This is a genomic window from Rhizobium sp. BK377, from assembly GCF_014193935.1.
Taxonomy (GTDB): domain Bacteria; phylum Pseudomonadota; class Alphaproteobacteria; order Rhizobiales; family Rhizobiaceae; genus Rhizobium.
Genome location: NZ_JACIAC010000002.1, coordinates 624015 through 639741, shown reverse-complemented (window position 1 = coordinate 639741; position 15727 = coordinate 624015). Strand labels below are relative to the sequence as shown.

Annotated in this window: 15 protein-coding genes and 1 other RNA gene; 9 read left to right on the top strand and 7 right to left on the bottom strand. The window is 61.4% G+C overall.

The genetic code is table 11. The annotated features are described in order from the left end of the window. Nucleotides 1-19: 19 nt before the first annotated feature. Complete coding sequence (locus FHT92_RS11920; RefSeq protein WP_183825219.1) at nt 20-3703, top strand: AsmA family protein; 3684 nt, start codon at nt 20-22, stop codon at nt 3701-3703. A gap of 35 nt (nt 3704-3738) precedes the next feature. On the opposite strand, the gene FHT92_RS11915 is transcribed toward FHT92_RS11920, so the two are convergent. The 4 genes from FHT92_RS11915 to ssrA all read right to left on the bottom strand — a co-directional run bounded on the left by FHT92_RS11915 (nt 3739) and on the right by ssrA (nt 5301). Then, entirely contained in the window at nt 3739-3960 is a 222-nt protein-coding gene (locus FHT92_RS11915) for a ribbon-helix-helix domain-containing protein (RefSeq protein WP_183825216.1), read from the bottom strand. A gap of 83 nt (nt 3961-4043) precedes the next feature. Next, nucleotides 4044-4232 (bottom strand): DUF4169 family protein, encoded by a 189-nt coding sequence (locus FHT92_RS11910; RefSeq protein ID WP_183740587.1) that lies wholly within the window; start codon nt 4230-4232, stop codon nt 4044-4046. A gap of 48 nt (nt 4233-4280) precedes the next feature. After that, nucleotides 4281-4793: an SspB family protein gene (locus FHT92_RS11905; protein WP_007814451.1), complete on the bottom strand. Its 513-nt coding sequence runs from the start codon at nt 4791-4793 to the stop codon at nt 4281-4283. Between the two features lie 131 nt (nt 4794-4924). After that, nucleotides 4925-5301: a transfer-messenger RNA gene (ssrA, locus tag FHT92_RS11900) on the bottom strand. A gap of 114 nt (nt 5302-5415) precedes the next feature. Here ssrA and FHT92_RS11895 point away from each other — a divergent pair. From FHT92_RS11895 to FHT92_RS11870, 6 genes are all read left to right on the top strand, one after another. Then, entirely contained in the window at nt 5416-6210 is a 795-nt protein-coding gene (locus FHT92_RS11895; protein WP_183740584.1) for a thymidylate synthase, read from the top strand. Nucleotides 6211-6318: 108 nt separating this feature from the next. Further along, on the top strand, nt 6319-6840 hold the full coding sequence (locus FHT92_RS11890) for a dihydrofolate reductase (protein ID WP_183825213.1): 522 nt from the start codon (nt 6319-6321) through the stop codon (nt 6838-6840). Between the two features lie 146 nt (nt 6841-6986). Beyond that, nucleotides 6987-8081, top strand: coding sequence for an FtsH protease activity modulator HflK (gene hflK / locus FHT92_RS11885; protein ID WP_183825210.1), 1095 nt, complete (start codon nt 6987-6989; stop codon nt 8079-8081). 3 nt (nt 8082-8084) lie between these two features. After that, on the top strand, nt 8085-9038 hold the full coding sequence (gene hflC / locus FHT92_RS11880) for a protease modulator HflC (protein WP_183740576.1): 954 nt from the start codon (nt 8085-8087) through the stop codon (nt 9036-9038). Nucleotides 9039-9049: 11 nt separating this feature from the next. Further along, entirely contained in the window at nt 9050-9235 is a 186-nt protein-coding gene (locus FHT92_RS11875) for a DUF2065 domain-containing protein (RefSeq protein ID WP_183740573.1), read from the top strand. A gap of 150 nt (nt 9236-9385) precedes the next feature. Next, nucleotides 9386-11131 (top strand): Do family serine endopeptidase, encoded by a 1746-nt coding sequence (locus FHT92_RS11870; protein ID WP_183740570.1) that lies wholly within the window; start codon nt 9386-9388, stop codon nt 11129-11131. A 275-nt stretch (nt 11132-11406) separates the two neighbouring features. On the opposite strand, the gene FHT92_RS11865 is transcribed toward FHT92_RS11870, so the two are convergent. Next, nucleotides 11407-11547 (bottom strand): hypothetical protein, encoded by a 141-nt coding sequence (locus FHT92_RS11865; RefSeq protein WP_183740567.1) that lies wholly within the window; start codon nt 11545-11547, stop codon nt 11407-11409. A 35-nt stretch (nt 11548-11582) separates the two neighbouring features. After that, nucleotides 11583-12473 (bottom strand): phosphoserine phosphatase SerB, encoded by an 891-nt coding sequence (gene serB, locus FHT92_RS11860; RefSeq protein WP_183825207.1) that lies wholly within the window; start codon nt 12471-12473, stop codon nt 11583-11585. Here serB and miaA point away from each other — a divergent pair. Both miaA and FHT92_RS11850 read left to right on the top strand, forming a co-directional pair. After that, on the top strand, nt 12472-13368 hold the full coding sequence (miaA, locus tag FHT92_RS11855; protein WP_183825204.1) for a tRNA (adenosine(37)-N6)-dimethylallyltransferase MiaA: 897 nt from the start codon (nt 12472-12474) through the stop codon (nt 13366-13368). The two genes, serB and miaA, sit on opposite strands and share 2 nt — an antisense overlap. A gap of 78 nt (nt 13369-13446) precedes the next feature. Next, on the top strand, nt 13447-13686 hold the full coding sequence (locus FHT92_RS11850; protein WP_183825202.1) for a hypothetical protein: 240 nt from the start codon (nt 13447-13449) through the stop codon (nt 13684-13686). 7 nt (nt 13687-13693) lie between these two features. Here FHT92_RS11850 and FHT92_RS11845 read toward each other — a convergent pair whose 3' ends face one another. Further along, a complete protein-coding gene (locus FHT92_RS11845; protein ID WP_183825199.1) occupies nt 13694-15721 on the bottom strand; it encodes an ATP-binding protein in 2028 nt (675 codons plus the stop codon). Between the last annotated feature and the right edge of the window lie 6 nt (nt 15722-15727).

The window sequence follows — 15727 nt, the reverse complement described above, 5'->3', positions numbered from 1 at the left end:
CGAATGGAGAATCCCTGATTTGGTAGGCCGGTTCCTCGTCTTTCTAGGAGGAGTGATCGTCGTAGTGCTCTTCGTGGCGCTGCTGGCACCGCTGTTCATCGACTGGACGGATTTCCGGAAGAACTTTGAGGATCAGGCCAGCCGCATCATCGGCAAGAAAGTGACGGTGCACGGCACTGTGGACGCGCGGCTTCTGCCGTTTCCGTCGGTGACGCTGCATGACGTCCGTGTCGGCCAGGAAGAAGACGGCACGCCGGTGGTGCAGGTCGAACAGTTCTCCATGGATGCCGAGCTTGCGCCTTTCCTCTCGGGCGAAGCGCTGATCTTCGACATGCGGGTCGTCAATCCCAAGGTGCGGCTGCGGCTTCTGAAGGACGGCACGCTGGACTGGATGCGCGGCAGCCGGCCGGAAATTCCGGCCAAGACCGTTGTTCTGGAAAATGTGCATGTCAACGGCGGCGAGATCGAGTTTGTCGACGATCAGTCCGGCCGGTCGCGAAACGTTACCGGACTCAATGCCGAAATGTCGGCGAAGTCCCTTGCAGGTCCATGGCGCATCGAGGGTGACGGCGCGCTCGACGGTGAACATGGCAACTTCTCCGTCTCCAGCAATCAACCGGACGAGAGCGGTGTGTTGCATGTACGCACCCGGCTTGCGCCGGACAAGCATCCCGTCACCGTCGATCTCGATGGTGAACTCAAGCTCGTCGACAGCCGGCCGAATTATCAGGGTACGCTTGCTGCGGCAATCGAAAGCCGCAAGGCTAAAACCGAAAAGGGGCAGGCGCCGCCGCCGCGCCTCAAGGGGCGTTTTGAGCTCACTAACGACCGCATCCGCATTCCCGAATATCGCATGGAAGTCGGTTCGACCGACGACCCCTATGTGATTACGGGCGAGGCGACGCTTGATACCGGCAGCGCGCCGGAATTTCTGCTGACCGCCGACGGCCAGCAGATAGACGTGAACCGTATCGGCAATCAGGGTTCTGCCGGCAAGACCAACCGCGATCCTGCCGTTTCGGCACGTCAGCGATTGAACTCGCTGCTGGACATTGTCGGCCAAGTGCCGATCCCGCAGGTGCCGGGCAAGGCGACGGTGCGCCTACCGGCAATCGTTGCCGGGGATACGACAATTCGCGACGTGGCGCTGGAATTGGAGCCGGCCGGTAATGGCTGGATGATCGACCGTGCCATCGGCACGTTGCCCGGCCGCACGCAGGTTGAAGGCAAGGGCAAGCTGACGCTTACGGGCGATCCGTCCTTCAACGGTCAGATGGTGGTCGCATCCAATCAGCCGACCGGGCTCGCCTCCTGGCTGTCAGGCTCCGTCGATCCGGCGATCCGCCAGCTCCGGCAGGCCGGTTTCTCCGCCAATGTCAGCCTGACGCGTGATCTGCAACGTTTCGAGAACCTGGAGATCGCCATAGGTGCTGCGACACTGAGAGGGCGGCTGGAGCGGCAGACGACCAACGGCCAGACACCGTCGCTTTCCGTTGCGCTCAACGGCGATTCGCTTGATCTCGATGCGCTGAGAGCCCTGACCGGCCTATTTACCGGCCAGGATGTCGGCGACAATGTGCTCGATCACAAGATCGCCGCACAGCTCAAGGCCGATAAGTTCACGGCCTTCGGCGTGCAGGCCGATAATGTCGAGACCACCTTTACGCTCGCCGACGGGGCGCTTTCCGTCGACCGGCTGTCGATCAAGAACCTTGCAGGCGCCGAACTGACGGCGACAGGCAAGGCTGAGGGATCGCTGCTCGACTATAAGGGCACCGGCGAGATCACCTTCAAGGCCGCCGATCCAGGCACCTTCTTCGCCATGCTGCGCGAGCACCTGCCGCATCATCCTGTGATGGATCGGCTGGTGCGCAACGCCGGCTGGTACGGCAATACGGCTTTGCGCGGCGCGGTGACGCTCGGCGGCGATGACGGCAACGCACTTTCGGTGACGCTTGCAGGCGTTTCGAACGGCAGCCGCGTCAATCTCGATTACCGCATGTCCGACCTCCTGGCGCTGACTGGCAACGGCACGACGACGCTGGAGGCGACGCTCGACAATGCCGTGCCGTCGATCCTGTTCGGGCAGGCGGGTCTCGATCCGCTGCCAGTCGACGCGGGCGCCAATGGCCGACTAACGCTGAAGGTGACGGCGACCGACAACGATCCGGCCGACGCTGCACTGACTTTTGCGACCGACCGGACATCGTTTACGGCAAACGGCAAGGTCGACGTGCGGCCCGGCACTTTCATGAACGGCAACGTCGCCGTGTCGCTCGAAAGTGCAGACCTCGACCCGTACCTGGTCATGAACGGGATTGCGCTGCCTGACCTTGGCACCGGCCTGCCGTTCAAGTTGCAGACCAATGCGACCATCGATGCCGACAAGGTGGTGCTTGCGGATATCAACGGCCATGCGGCCGATAACGAATTCGCGGGCGCCGTTACATTCGACCGAAAGGCAGCCAAAACGGCTGCGAACGGCGCGCTTACCCTTTCCAAGGCCGATCTCGGTTGGCTCGGCGAGGCGGTGTTCGGGCAAATCAGCGACCCGGCCAACGGCCAGTTGACGACGACGGCGCTCGGCCAGCCGCTCTTCCGCGATCTCGACGTCAGTCTGAAGCTCACTGCCAAGCAGTTCTGGCCGGGACTTCTGAATGCGGCGGTAAACGATTTCACCTCCGACGTTGCCTATAAGGGCGATGAGCTTCAGCTCAATAACATGGCAGGCAATTGGGATGGCGGCGCGCTCTCAGGCAACCTGCTCTTCACCAATGCAAATGGCACTGGATTCCTGCAGTCACGGCTGGTGCTTGCCGACTCCGACCTCGGTGGTGTCGTCTGGCCGCGCGACGGCGCACCGGTTGCCAACGGTAAGTTCGGCATGTCGCTGGCGCTCGAAGCTTCGGGCAAGACGGTTGCGGAGATTGCAAGTTCACTCAATGGTTCAGGCGAAATCCGGCTCGGAGAGACGAGCGTTCGCGGGCTGAACCTTGCGATCCTGGCGCCGCTTCTGTCGGCGACCGATCCGATGCAGGACCAGGTCAATGCCGGCAAGGTGCATCCGATCGTCGAAACGCTGCTCAACAACGGTGAGGCGAAACTGCCGCCGCTCGACATTCCTTTCAACGTGACGGATGGCACTCTGCGCGTTCAGAATGTCAGTGTCGCCAACGATCTCGCGCATTTGACCGCTGATGCGCAGATCGAGTTGCCGCAGGAGCGCATCAGCGCCACGCTCGGCATCGGCTTCAATCCCGGTACCGAGGCGCTGTCGGGCGCAGAGCCGGGTATCCGGTTGAACTTCTCCGGCCTGCTGGCTTCGCCCGGCAAGACGATGGATGTGACCGACATCACCAGCTATCTGTCGCTGCGCGCCTTCGAACGCGAGCGGCGGCGCGTGGAAAGGTTGCAGGCCAATGTTCTGGAAAAGCAGCGGCTGCGGCGCGAAGTGGCACTCTATCGCTACAATGATGCCGAACGCGTCAAGGCCGCCGAGATCGAGCGGCAGCGGCAGGCGGAGGAGGAGAGGCTGAGAGCGCTGGCGCAGGAGGCTGCGCAGCGCAAGGCTGAAGCAGAAGCACGTGCCAAGGCGGAGGCGGAGGCTCGGGCAAGGGCTGCCGCAGAGGCCGAAGCCGCCCGCCGCGCCGAGCAGCCGGGGCAGCTCAATTTCGATCAAGTGCCAGGCGTCCGCGCTCAGTGACGAGGACGGTCGATCCGGCGGCTTGCGGGGGGTGATCAGGCGCTGGCGACGCTGCTTTTCAGCCAGGCCAGCACATGCAGCCGCAGCGCCGAGGAGAGGTTGCTGTCAGGCGTGCGGCCGTCGTCTATTTCTGATATCAGTGCCGCGAGCGGCATGGAGCGACTTGCGGCAATCGCCTTCAACTCGGTCCAGAATTCATCTTCCAGCGAGAAACTGGTGCGGTGCCCATGCAATGTCGCCGAATGTTTGCGGATCATCGGCCTGCTTCGTCTTCGTTGAGAAAGCGATTCAGTCAGGAACCGCATCTGTCTGATTGCTCAAGCTTTTCACCCACAGGCGATCAGGTCTTGTCGTCTTCGATGCGACCCTGATCGAGCGCCTTTTCGGCCTTCTCGTTGAGGGCACGGGTCAATTGCTTTTCAGCCTTGGTACGCCCGTGGGAGATGCGGTTCTGCTCGGCCTGCTTCTCCTTTTCGGAGCGAGCCTGCTTTTTGCGGAACTGGCGCAGATTGACGATTTCGGCGCTCATGCGGTTGCCTCCGTCATGAAAAAAGGGAGGCCTTCGCCTCCCTCGGCACTACTGCTTCTTGCGGAAAGAATCGAGCGAAACGACGGAGCCCGGTTTCTTTTCCTCGCCTTCTGCTGCAGGCTTTGCGGCCGCGTCCTCCGCCTTGACGGCATCAACCGGATAGGCGGTGATCTCGGCCGCCGGCAGTTCCTCGCCGTCGCTCAGCGGCACGTCGAATTCCAGCTCGAAATTGACCGAGGGGTCGTAGAAGCCTCTGATGGCGTTGAAGGGAATGACGAGCTTTTCCGGCACATCGGAGAAGGACAGGCCGATCTCGAAATGGGATTCGGTGATCTTCAGTTCCCAGAACTGGTGCTGGATGACGATGGTCATCTGCTCGGGATACTTCGATTTCAGGTGCTGTGAGATGCGCACGCCGGGAGCGCCCGTGAGAAACGTGATGAAGAAGTGATGGTCGCCGGGCAGTCGGCCCGTCGTTGCGACTTCGGTCAAGACCTTGCGGATGACACCGCGCAACGCGTCCTGTGCCAGAATGTCGTAGCGGATATGATCCTGCCCCATGCTTTTCCTGTCTTTCGTCGGTTTGGAAGTCTTTTCACGAACTTGTATGGCACGTCCGGGCGCTTTGGGAAAGGCGCAAGCCGATTCATGCGTTCATCAAGCATACATGATTTCGTCGAAAAAGGGGAGAAGGTGAAGGCTTCTGTTGCCAGGTGCCTTCGGACCCCGCCTCAAGGGGCTAACCTAGAGGACTTAGGTCGGAATTCTCACACCGCCATTAGGCAGCGAGAGCGTATTCCTTAGCGTTGTTGTCGTTTGCAACTACACTTGTGACCCGATAACGGCGGTATCATGCCGAGCGAAAAGTCGATCTTTACACCCTTGTCGATCCTATTTCGCCCCCATCAAAAGCAGGCCGTTCCCCAAAGAGAAATCCGCCTGTTTTTGGTGGAGGCGCCGGGTACCGCCCCCGGGTCCAATAGGTTTATTCCACCGCCCGTTTATCGCCATAGCCGGCCCGAAAGCCGGCAGGGGTGATATAGTGTTTTTGGGACCTGAAGGGAAGGGGATACGTCATAAAAGCGTCGTCCCCATTAGCGATTTTGCTTGGATAGCCAGCAAGACGCATTGGTTTGCGGCCGATTTGCCCTTAAATTAAGTGCAAAAGGAATCGGTGGCGACCATGAAGCAATATCTCGACCTCTTGAGCCATGTGATGGAAAACGGCACCGACCGTGGCGACCGCACGGGCACCGGCACGCGTTCGGTCTTCGGTTATCAGATGCGCTTCGATCTCGATGCCGGCTTTCCGGTGCTGACGACGAAGAAGCTGCATCTGCGCTCGATCATCTACGAGCTGCTGTGGTTCCTCAAGGGCGAGACCAATATCCGCTACCTGCATGAAAATGGCGTCAGCATCTGGGACGAATGGGCCGACGAGAACGGCGACCTCGGCCCGGTCTACGGCGCGCAGTGGCGCTCCTGGCCGGCACCGGATGGCGGGCATATCGACCAGATCGACAATCTCGTAAAAGGCCTCATCAAGAACCCGAACTCGCGCCGTCACATCGTCTCGGCCTGGAACCCCGCGGAAGTGGACAATATGGCGCTGCCGCCCTGCCACTGCCTGTTCCAGTTCTACGTGGGCGATGGCAAGCTTTCCTGCCAGCTCTACCAGCGTTCTGCGGATATCTTCCTCGGCGTTCCCTTCAATATCGCCTCCTATGCGCTGCTGACGATGATGGTGGCACAGGTGACGGGGCTGAAATACGGCGAGTTCGTCCACACGCTCGGCGACGCGCATCTCTATCACAACCATTTCGAACAGGCGAAGCTGCAGCTAGGGCGCCAGCCGAAGCCGCTGCCTCGCATGGCGATCAAGCGCGACGTGAAGGATATCTTCGGCTTCGCCTACGAGGATTTCGAGCTCGTTGGCTATGACGCCGATGCCAATATCAAGGCGCCGATCGCCGTCTGAAGCGTGTCGCGATCTTTCAGGTCGCTTGCCACGCTTTAGGTTTTGGTTTCGTTTTATCGCAAGACCGCTGCACAGTTCTGCGCGACATGCTCCAAGCCGGGAAGGCCGATGTCCGACATCCGCAAGACCATCTTCGTCGCCGTTGCGCGCAACGGCATCATCGGCCGCGACGGCGACATGCCCTGGCGGCTTTCGACTGATCTCAAGCGCTTCAAGGCGATGACCACAGGCAAGCCTGTCGTCGTCGGCCGCAAGACCTTCGAGAGCTTCGGCGGCAAGCCGCTGCCGGGGCGCCAGCATGTGGTGATTTCGCGCGGCGCCGATATCGATCTCCCCGACGTGCATATGGCCCGCTCGCTCGACGAGGCGATAGAGACGGCCGAGGAGCTCGCCCGCAATCAGGGCGAAAACGAGATATCCATCCTCGGCGGCGGCCAGATCTACGCGCAGGCGATGGCATTCGTCGATCGCATGTGCGTGACGCATGTGGAGGCCGACGTGGATGGCGACACGTCCTTTCCCGACATCGATCCTGCAATCTGGGTGGCGACCGAGAGCCTCAATGTTCCCTCGGGGGAGAGGGACAGTTATCCCACCCGGTTCGTCGTTTATGAACGGCGAGAGGCCTGAAAAGGAACTATTTTCCAATTATATTGACCAAGTTCCTGACACCGCGTTGAAAGCCGGTGCGGCGATACCTATAACGGTCGGATCGCATCCGCCGGCAGCCCCCACGGCGGTCGGATGTGTATGATGTAACCAACAACGAGGTTTTGATGCCCTGGAGCAATCAGAATGGCGGCGGTGGCCCTTGGGGCGGCGGCGGCGGAAATAATAATCAGGGACCATGGGGGCAGGGGCCGAACCGTCCGCGCGGCGGTGGCGGCAAGGGAGGGCCGCCCGATCTGGAAGACATCATCCGGCGCGGGCAGGATCAGCTGCGCGGGCTCATTCCGGGCGGCTTCAACGGAGGCGTTGTTGCGATCATCGTCGCGATCATTGCAATCTTCTGGCTCTTCCAGTGCATTTACGTCGTCCAGCCGGACGAGCGCGGCGTGGAGCTGCGCTTCGGCAATCCCAAACAAGAAATTTCAATGCCGGGCCTGCATTTCCATTTCTGGCCGCTCGAGACCGTCGAGACCGTCAAGGTGACGGTGCAGCAGCTGAACATCGGTGCGACCACGGCGGGCTCGTCGAGCGGGCTGATGCTTTCGAGCGACAAGAGCGTCATCAACGTGCAGTTTGCGGTCTTCTATACGATCAGCGATCCCAAGGCCTATCTTTTCGGCGTCGAGAATGCATCCGAGACGCTGCAGCAGGTTTCCGACAGCGCCATGCGTGAAGTTGTCGGCCGTCGTCCGGCACTGGATGCTTTCCGCAGCAATCGCCAGCCGATCGAAACGCAGGTTCTCAACATCGTTCAGGATACGATGAACCGCTACGGCGCCGGCATCACGGTGACCGGTGTGACGATCCAGAATGTGGCGCCGCCGCGCGAAGTCGCAGACTCTTTCGAAGAAGTGCAGCGTGCCGGCCGCGACCGTGACAGCACGATCGAAGACGCCAACCGCTACACCAACCAGAAGCTCGGCCAGGCGCGAGGCGATGCCGCCCGCATCCGCGAAGACGCAGCTGCCTATAAGAACCGCGTCGTCAACGAAGCGGAAGGTGAGGCCCAACGCTTCAATGCCATCAACGACGAATATTCGAAGGCTCCCGATGTGACGCGCAAGCGCCTGTTCCTGGAAACGATGGAGCAGGTTCTGAAGAACTCCAAGAAGGTCGTGATCGACGACAAGCAGGGCGTTGTACCGTACCTGCCGCTCAACGAGATCAACCGACCGGCGGCACCGGCACGGCAGGGAGGTTGAACCATGGTATCGAACAGACTTCCTATTATCCTGATCGCGCTCGCGATCCTTCTCGCCATCCTCTATTCGTCGATCTTCGTGGTCAACGCGCGTGAGCAGGCGATCGTCGTTCGCTTCGGCCAGATTCAGTCCGTGAAGACCGAGCCCGGCCTCTATTTCAAGCTTCCCTTCGGCTTCATGGATGCCGACCGCGTGCAATATGTCGAAAAGCGGGCGCTCAGGCTCGACCTCGACAATATCCGTGTTCAGGTTCAGGACGGCCAGACCTTCGATGTCGACGCCTTCGTGATCTACAACATTGCGGATGTGCGCCGTTTCCGCGAAACGGTGTCTGGCGACCGAGACGCTGCCGAGGCGCGGCTGCGTGCGCAGCTCGATTCTTCGCTTCGCCGCGTCTATGGCCTGCGTGACTACAATGCCGCGCTTTCTGAAGAGCGCGTGGCGATGATGCTCGAAATCCGCGACGATCTTCGAGCCGATGCCGAAAATCTCGGCTTGCATATCGATGACGTCCGTATCCGTCGGACGGATCTTTCGCCGGAAGTGGCTCCGAACACCTACAACGCCATGCGCTCCGAGCGTCTGGCCGAGGCCGAGCGGATCCGCGCCGAGGGTAATGAAGAGGGGCAGCGTCGCCGGGCCGTCGCAGACCGCCAGGTCGTCGAGATCACCGCCGCGGCTCAGCGGGATTCGGAAATCCTGCGCGGCCAAGGGGATGCGGATCGCAACCGCATCTTCGCCGAAGCCTTCGGCAAGGATCCGGCCTTCTTCGACTTCTATCGGTCGATGGCGGCCTATTCCGCAGCCCTTTCCTCGCAGGATACGACCTTAGTGCTTTCGCCGAGTTCGGAGTTCTTCCGCTTCTTCGAAAATGCGGAAGGCAATCCGGCACAGACCGGTGGCCTTGTGCCGCCGGCCTCCGCGCAGCCTGCGGCTCCGGCGCAGCCGGCGAACTGACGACAGACTGAATGCAGGATTTCCTTACCGGGCTTGCATTCTTCCTCATCATCGAGGGGCTGGTCTATGCACTGGCCCCTCGTTTTCTTATCGAGATGGCGAAGCTGCTTCCTGCCGTTCCCGAGCGGCAACTGCGAGCCTTTGGCTTGGCCGCGATGGCGTTCGGTGTGGCCTCCGTCTGGCTTTTGCGAGGTTAGAGCCTTTCCTGGTCAGAATGCTGCGATCTGACCAGGAAAGGCTCTTCATCGCATTCGCAGGGGGATTTCTCGAAAAGGTGATTTCGCCCTCCATCATTCCGCCTTATGCTGATGGTGTATGTGCGCCTTTATCCCAGACGAGGAAGCTTGATGGCCCCCACGAATCGCTCGCCCTTCAGACGAACGCTCGCGCTTTTGGCCGGCACTGCCTTCCTGGCGAATGTCGGCGCAAGCGGTTTTGCGTATGCGCAAGCCGCGCCCGCACCCGCGACTCCTGAACGGTCAGCACCCGCCCCTGCGGCCCCGCAACCGTCGCCGGTCTCGCCGGCTGCCGTGGCCCCCGCCGCTCCGCCCGTACAGATGACGGCTCCGAGCAGCGGACCGGCTTCAGTCGCCGATCTCGCCGAGGGATTGCTCGATGCAGTCGTCAATATTTCGACCTCGCAGAATGTGAAGGATGACGAGGGCGCAGGCCCGGCGCCGCGTGCGCCCGACGGCTCGCCCTTCCAGGAATTCTTCAACGATTTCTTCAACAAGCAGCAGGGCAATCGCGGCCCCAACCACAATGTCAGCTCGCTCGGCTCCGGCTTTGTTATCGATCCGACCGGCTATATCGTCACGAACAACCACGTGATCGAGGGGGCCGACGATATCGAGATCAATTTCGCCAACGGCTCGAAGCTGAAGGCCAAGCTGATCGGTACGGACACCAAGACCGACCTTTCGGTGTTGAAGGTCGAGCCGAAGCAGCCGCTGAAGTCCGTCAAGTTCGGCGATTCCAGTGTCATGCGGATCGGCGACTGGGTGATGGCAATCGGCAACCCGTTCGGGTTCGGCGGATCGGTGACGGTCGGCATCATTTCGGGCCGTGGCCGCAATATCAATGCCGGTCCCTATGACAACTTCATCCAGACGGATGCGGCAATCAATAAGGGCAATTCCGGTGGTCCGCTCTTCAACATGAAGGGCGAGGTTATCGGCATCAATACGGCAATCATCTCACCGTCGGGCGGCTCGATCGGCATCGGCTTCGCGGTGCCGTCGGAGCTCGCCTCCGGCGTTGTCGATCAGCTTCGCGAATATGGCGAGACGCGCCGCGGCTGGCTCGGCGTGCGCATCCAGCCCGTGACCGATGAGGTTGCCGACAGCCTCGGTCTCGACAGCGCCAAGGGCGCGCTGGTTGCCGGGGTCATCAAGGGCGGACCTGTCGATGACGGCTCGATCAAGGCCGGCGATGTCATCCTGAAATTCGACGGCAAAACCGTCAGCGAGATGCGCGACCTGCCGCGGGTGGTGGCCGAAAGCTCCGTCGGCAAGCAGGTCGATGTGGTCGTGCTGCGCGATGGCAAGGAGCAGACCGTCAAGGTGACGCTCGGCCGTCTCGAGGATAGCGACCAAGCGGCTGCCGGTGACAATTCAAGTGATGACGGCGTCATCAATCCCGATCCCGGCGAGAACAGCGATATGGACGAGCCGGATCAGGACGGCGATCAGGGGCAGGCCGCGCCTGATGGTCAGGACCCGCAACAGCAGGGTCAAGGGCAAGATCAGAACGGACAGGATCAGCAAGGGCAGGCAACGCCTGGCCAGGTTGCGCCAAAGCATGTGCTCGGCCTCTCGCTCTCGCTGCTCAGCCCGGAAACCCGCAAGGCCTTCGGCATTGCCGAAAGCGTCGACGGTGTCGTCGTGACTGAAGTTGCCCCGGGTTCAGCCGCTGCTGAAAAAGGGTTGAAGGCCGGCGACGTGATCGTGGAAGTGGCGCAGGAATTCATGAAGTCGCCGGATGCCGTTGCCACCAAGGTGCAGACGCTGAAGCAGGAAGGCCGGCGCAATGCGCAGCTGATGGTTGCCGCGGCGAATGGTGACCTGCGGTTTGTTGCCGTGCCGATGGAGTGAGGGCTGTCGGACGCCAAGAGAGCACGATGGCTGTGACTGACTAGCCGCGGCGAAAGCCGAGTGCCTTTTGCAAGACAAGGGATGTCATAGGGATCCAGCAGACCCAAGTCCTTGGGCCTGAAAGACTTTCATCTCTTGTCAGGCCGGTGAGTCACTCACCGCGCGGACGCGCGGTGGCCGGATTCCTGTGACAGGCACAGGAATGAGGTGGGGAGGGTAAGTCGCTCTACCTTTTGATACTGAGCGGCCGGGTAAAACTGTCCGGAGATTACTATCTACCTGACCGGTTTGTGCGGATTACCTTTTCGCGCCAGCCGCCATTGATCATTCCGGATTTCAGGAATGTCGCTTGTATCAATGTCCTTATCCGCGAGCGCGTCCAGCGCACGGAGTTCGGCGAGCTGTTCGTCGGTCAAAGGTCGTTTGCCCATATGTCGTATTGATACCGCCCTCAGGCCGTCACAAAATCCGTCTTCCTGTAGCCCTGAATATAAAGCAGCGCCGTCAGGTCGCCGTGGTTGATCTGCATGGCAGCTTCGGCGGCGACAGCCGGCTTGGCGTGGAGGGCGACGCCGGAGCCGGCCAGATGCAGCATTCCAAGATCGTTGGCGCCGTCGCCGACGGCGATGGCGTCTTGCGGGGAAATGCCGAGGCGGGCGGCAATGTCGTTCAGCGCATCGACCTTGGCCTGCTTGCCGAGAATGGGTTCCGCGACGAGGCCGGAGAGGAGGCCGTCTTCCTCAAGCAGGAGATTGGCGCGGTCTTCGTCAAAGCCGAGGGTGGCGGCGATGCGGTTGGTGAAGACCGTGAACCCACCGGAGACGAGGGCGGTATAATAGCCTTTCGACTTCATGGTAGCGATTAGTTCAAGGCCGCCCGGGGTAAGCGTAATGCGCTTGGCGATCACTTCGTCGACAACGGAGATCGGCAAGCCCTTCAGGAGGGCAACGCGTTCGCGCAACGCCGGTTCGAAGGCGATCTCGCCGTTCATGGCGCGGGCGGTGATGGCCGCCACCTTGTCCTTGAGGCCGACTTCGGCAGCGAGTTCGTCGATGCATTCCTGGCCGATCATGGTCGAATCCATATCGGCGATCAGCATCTTCTTGCGGCGGGTTTCCTGTTCCTGAATGACGAGATCGATCGGGCTGTTGGCGATGACTGCGAGCAGATTGGCCTCCGCGGCCTGACCATCAGAGCCGTCTGCGAGCACTATATCGCAGGCAATGCCGTCCGCCAGCCAGTAGAGCCCCGATGCCTTGACGGCGTCGGCGGCGCGCTCGGCGATGTCAGGCGAAAGAACGGGGTTTGACGGATTGGCAACAAGCGTGGCAACGAGGGCCATGATGGAAAACCTTCTGAGCACTGCGAATGCGATCCTGATAACCGGGCCGACTGCCAGCGGCAAGTCCGCGCTCGCAGTGGAATTGGCCAAAGAGCATGGCGGCGTGGTGATCAATGCCGACAGCATGCAGGTCTATGACACGCTGCGGGTGCTGACGGCGCGGCCCTCCGAAGAGGATATGGATGGCGTGCCGCATCATCTTTACGGCCATGTGCCGGCGGGACAGGTCTATTCGACAGGCGCCTGGCTGCGCGATGTGACGGCATTGCTGCCGCGCATCCGTGCCGAAGGAAAGTTGCCGGTCTTCGTCGGCGGCACCGGGCTTTATTTCAAGGCGCTGACGGGCGGGCTCTCGGAGATGCCTGCCATCCCGGACGAGATCCGCCGGCGGCTGCGGGGCCAACTGCTGCAGGAGGGGCCGGAGCGACTGCATTCCGAGCTTGCTAAGTCCGATCCTGCCGTTGCCGAAAGCCTCAACCCGCAGGACGGACAGAGGATCGTGCGGGCGCTTGAAGTCTTCGAGGCGACGCGCCGGTCGATCGCCGAATTCCAGGGACAGACCGGGCCAGTCATCGTCGATCCCGAGACGGCGCGCAAGATCGTCGTGCTGCCGGATCGCGCTGTGCTGCATCAGCGCATCAACGGCCGCTTCGAGAAGATGCTGGAGCAGGGGGCGGAAGAGGAGGTGAAGGCGCTGCTGGAGCTCGATCTTCCCGCCGAGATGCCTGTCATGAAGGCAATCGGCGTATCGCAGATTGCGGCGATGCTGCGGGGCGAAATGAGCCGTGCCGAGGTGATTGAGCGCGGGGCGACGGCGACACGGCAATATGCCAAGCGGCAGATGACCTGGTTTCGCAATCAGATGGACAAAAGCTGGGAGAGGCATTCTTCCTGAAAAATCGCCAGCACCACTTTGACCTGTAAGCCGTTAGAATGCGTGTCGACTCATAGCTAACGGGCTTCGGGGGGCGATATGAACAATTTTCTGGCCAAAACACTCACTTCCATCAACGCACTGATCGCGATCGTCATCTTTGCCTATTTCACGCTTTACGGCCCGATACTAACGGGTATGCCGGTGATTGGTTTGATCCTCGGCGCCATTGTCGGCGTCGTTGCGGCGGCGCTGATCTGCGGCACCATCGCCTTCCTGGCACTGATCGAGCGGCATCTCGCCGAAATCGCAGCGGCGACTCGCCAGCCGCGTTCGTAAGACGCACTCAATCCTTGTTGTAAAGGCTGCTCAGCGGCTTCTTCAGGATGCTTTCGCGCAGCGACATGCCGCCCTCGCGGCGGGGCTGTGATGTCTGTTCGCCAAAGGCCGGCCTCTGCTGCTCGTCGCGGCGCATTTCGCGGCGCAGTGCTTCCAGGCGTGCGTCGATGGAGGTCTGCGGCGAGAGCGGCGGGGGCTCGGGATGCGGCGCGCGGCTCTGCGGCAGCAGCGCGGGGCGATAGGGTTCGAGCGGCGCCTGTGCTGATGGCGCGGCATTGGGCTGGTCGGCGTCCTCGTCTTCGAAATCCTCTTCCGGCTCGTAATCCGCCATTGCGGCGCTATAGCTCTGCTGGAAAGTGGAAATATCTGGGCCTGATGTGATTGCTCGCATGCGGGTCACGATGCGGCGCAGGTCGACGGTGTCGGGGTCTTCTTCGGCATGTTTGCTGGTGGCGCTATGGGCCTTCGGCAGCAGGTTCTCGTCCACACGCAGGAAGCGCATGCGCATCGGCACCCGGATCGCCTCGCCGAAGGCAATGGCTTCCCCATTGCCGATCGAGGAGATGAAGCTCGTCGTCGAGATCGAGGAGTTGGGGATTGCCGAGCGGATAATTTCCTGGTCGCGGTCGTTGGCAAGGCGCATGGCAAAGAGCGTCGAGCACTGCGACAGGATCGTCTGGTCGAGTTCGCCTGGGCGCTGGGTGATGATGCCGAGCGAGACACCGTATTTGCGGCCCTCCTTGGCGATGCGGGCGATGGCCTGCCGGGTCGGAACGAAACCGAGATTCGGGTCGGAGGGTATATAGCGGTGCGCCTCTTCGCAGACGACCAGCATGTGAATGGCGCCTTCGCTCCAGAGCGCGATCTCGAAGGCCATGCGGCAGAGTACCGACGCTACGGAGTTAACGACCTCGGAGGGGATGCCGGCGAGCTGGAAGGTGCAGATCGGTCGGTTGTCGCCGGGAATTCGGAAGATCTGCGCGATGGTCTCCGTGATCGTGTCGCTGATCGTATTGTTGGAGAACATGAAGTGGTAGCGCGGATCGTTGATCGCGGCGACGATGCGCATCTTCAAGGAGCGCAGGAACGGTTTTTCGTTGCGGCCTTCCAGCCGGCCGATGCGCTCGTCGATGAGAGCGAGCAGGTCGGCGATGCGGTAGGGCACCGGGGTGTCGGCAGTGATCGAGCTCTTTTCCGTCTGGCGGCGCACCAGCGAGCTGTCGCTGCCGCGGAAGGCGCGTTTGGCCTCCGGCAGGATATCGCGCAGCATGTCGAGTTCTTCCGGCACCGGCGGGCGGCCGCGGAAGACCACTTCGGCGAACTCTTCCAGCCGCATCAGCCAGAAGGGCAGGTCGAGCGTGTCGGTATCGATGGTGACGGCGTGTTTGGGGAAGGCGGCGGCGAACTCGTTGTGCGGATCGAGGATCAGCACGCGCAGCTTCGGATCGGCCTCGATCGCCTTGTGCAGGAGCAGCGAGACGGCCGTCGACTTGCCGACACCGGTGGAACCGACCACGGCAAAGTGCTTCGACAGCATCGAGGGCACATGGATCGCCGCATCGATGCTTTCATCCTGCGTCAGATTGCCGATGACGGCAGTCGCGCCCTTGCCGGCATCGTAGATGCGCATCAGGTCGGCAGCGCGGATGCGGTGGGCGATGGCACCGAGATAGGGGTACTGGGAAATGCCGGTCGAAAATTCCTCGCGGCCGTCTTCGTCGACGCGGACCTCGCCGAGCAATTCCGTCTCTATGCGGAAGACATTGTCCTGGCCTTCGCCCCAGCCCTGGTTGCCGGTATTCATGGAAAAGACGAGGGCGACGACGCGATTGCGCCCGACGCTGATCGAAATCAGCCGGCCGACAGACCATAATTCGGTGAGATCGGTGCCACCGGCTTCGGCCACGGCGGCGATCGTGGCACGCGATCCGCTGCATGCAACGACACGCCCGAGAAATCGATTCCCCGGCGCAAGGCTGTCGCGGCGATCCTGTTCGCCCGCCCTGCCGGACGTTCTCATGTCGTTATTGAGCAAAGGGTT

Bases quoted from the DNA above. Each gene is read 5' to 3' on its own strand.
- FHT92_RS11915 (WP_183825216.1), bottom strand. From the start codon at position 3,960: ATGATCCGCAAACATTCGGCGACATTGCATGGGCACCGCACCAGTTTC.
- FHT92_RS11910 (WP_183740587.1), bottom strand. From the start codon at position 4,232: ATGAGCGCCGAAATCGTCAATCTGCGCCAGTTCCGCAAAAAGCAGGCT.
- FHT92_RS11905 (WP_007814451.1), bottom strand. From the start codon at position 4,793: ATGGGGCAGGATCATATCCGCTACGACATTCTGGCACAGGACGCGTTG.
- FHT92_RS11895 (WP_183740584.1), top strand. From the start codon at position 5,416: ATGAAGCAATATCTCGACCTCTTGAGCCATGTGATGGAAAACGGCACC.
- FHT92_RS11890 (WP_183825213.1), top strand. From the start codon at position 6,319: ATGTCCGACATCCGCAAGACCATCTTCGTCGCCGTTGCGCGCAACGGC.
- hflK (WP_183825210.1), top strand. From the start codon at position 6,987: ATGCCCTGGAGCAATCAGAATGGCGGCGGTGGCCCTTGGGGCGGCGGC.
- hflC (WP_183740576.1), top strand. From the start codon at position 8,085: ATGGTATCGAACAGACTTCCTATTATCCTGATCGCGCTCGCGATCCTT.
- FHT92_RS11875 (WP_183740573.1), top strand. From the start codon at position 9,050: ATGCAGGATTTCCTTACCGGGCTTGCATTCTTCCTCATCATCGAGGGG.
- FHT92_RS11870 (WP_183740570.1), top strand. From the start codon at position 9,386: ATGGCCCCCACGAATCGCTCGCCCTTCAGACGAACGCTCGCGCTTTTG.
- miaA (WP_183825204.1), top strand. From the start codon at position 12,472: ATGATGGAAAACCTTCTGAGCACTGCGAATGCGATCCTGATAACCGGG.
- serB (WP_183825207.1), bottom strand. From the start codon at position 12,473: ATGGCCCTCGTTGCCACGCTTGTTGCCAATCCGTCAAACCCCGTTCTT.
- FHT92_RS11850 (WP_183825202.1), top strand. From the start codon at position 13,447: ATGAACAATTTTCTGGCCAAAACACTCACTTCCATCAACGCACTGATC.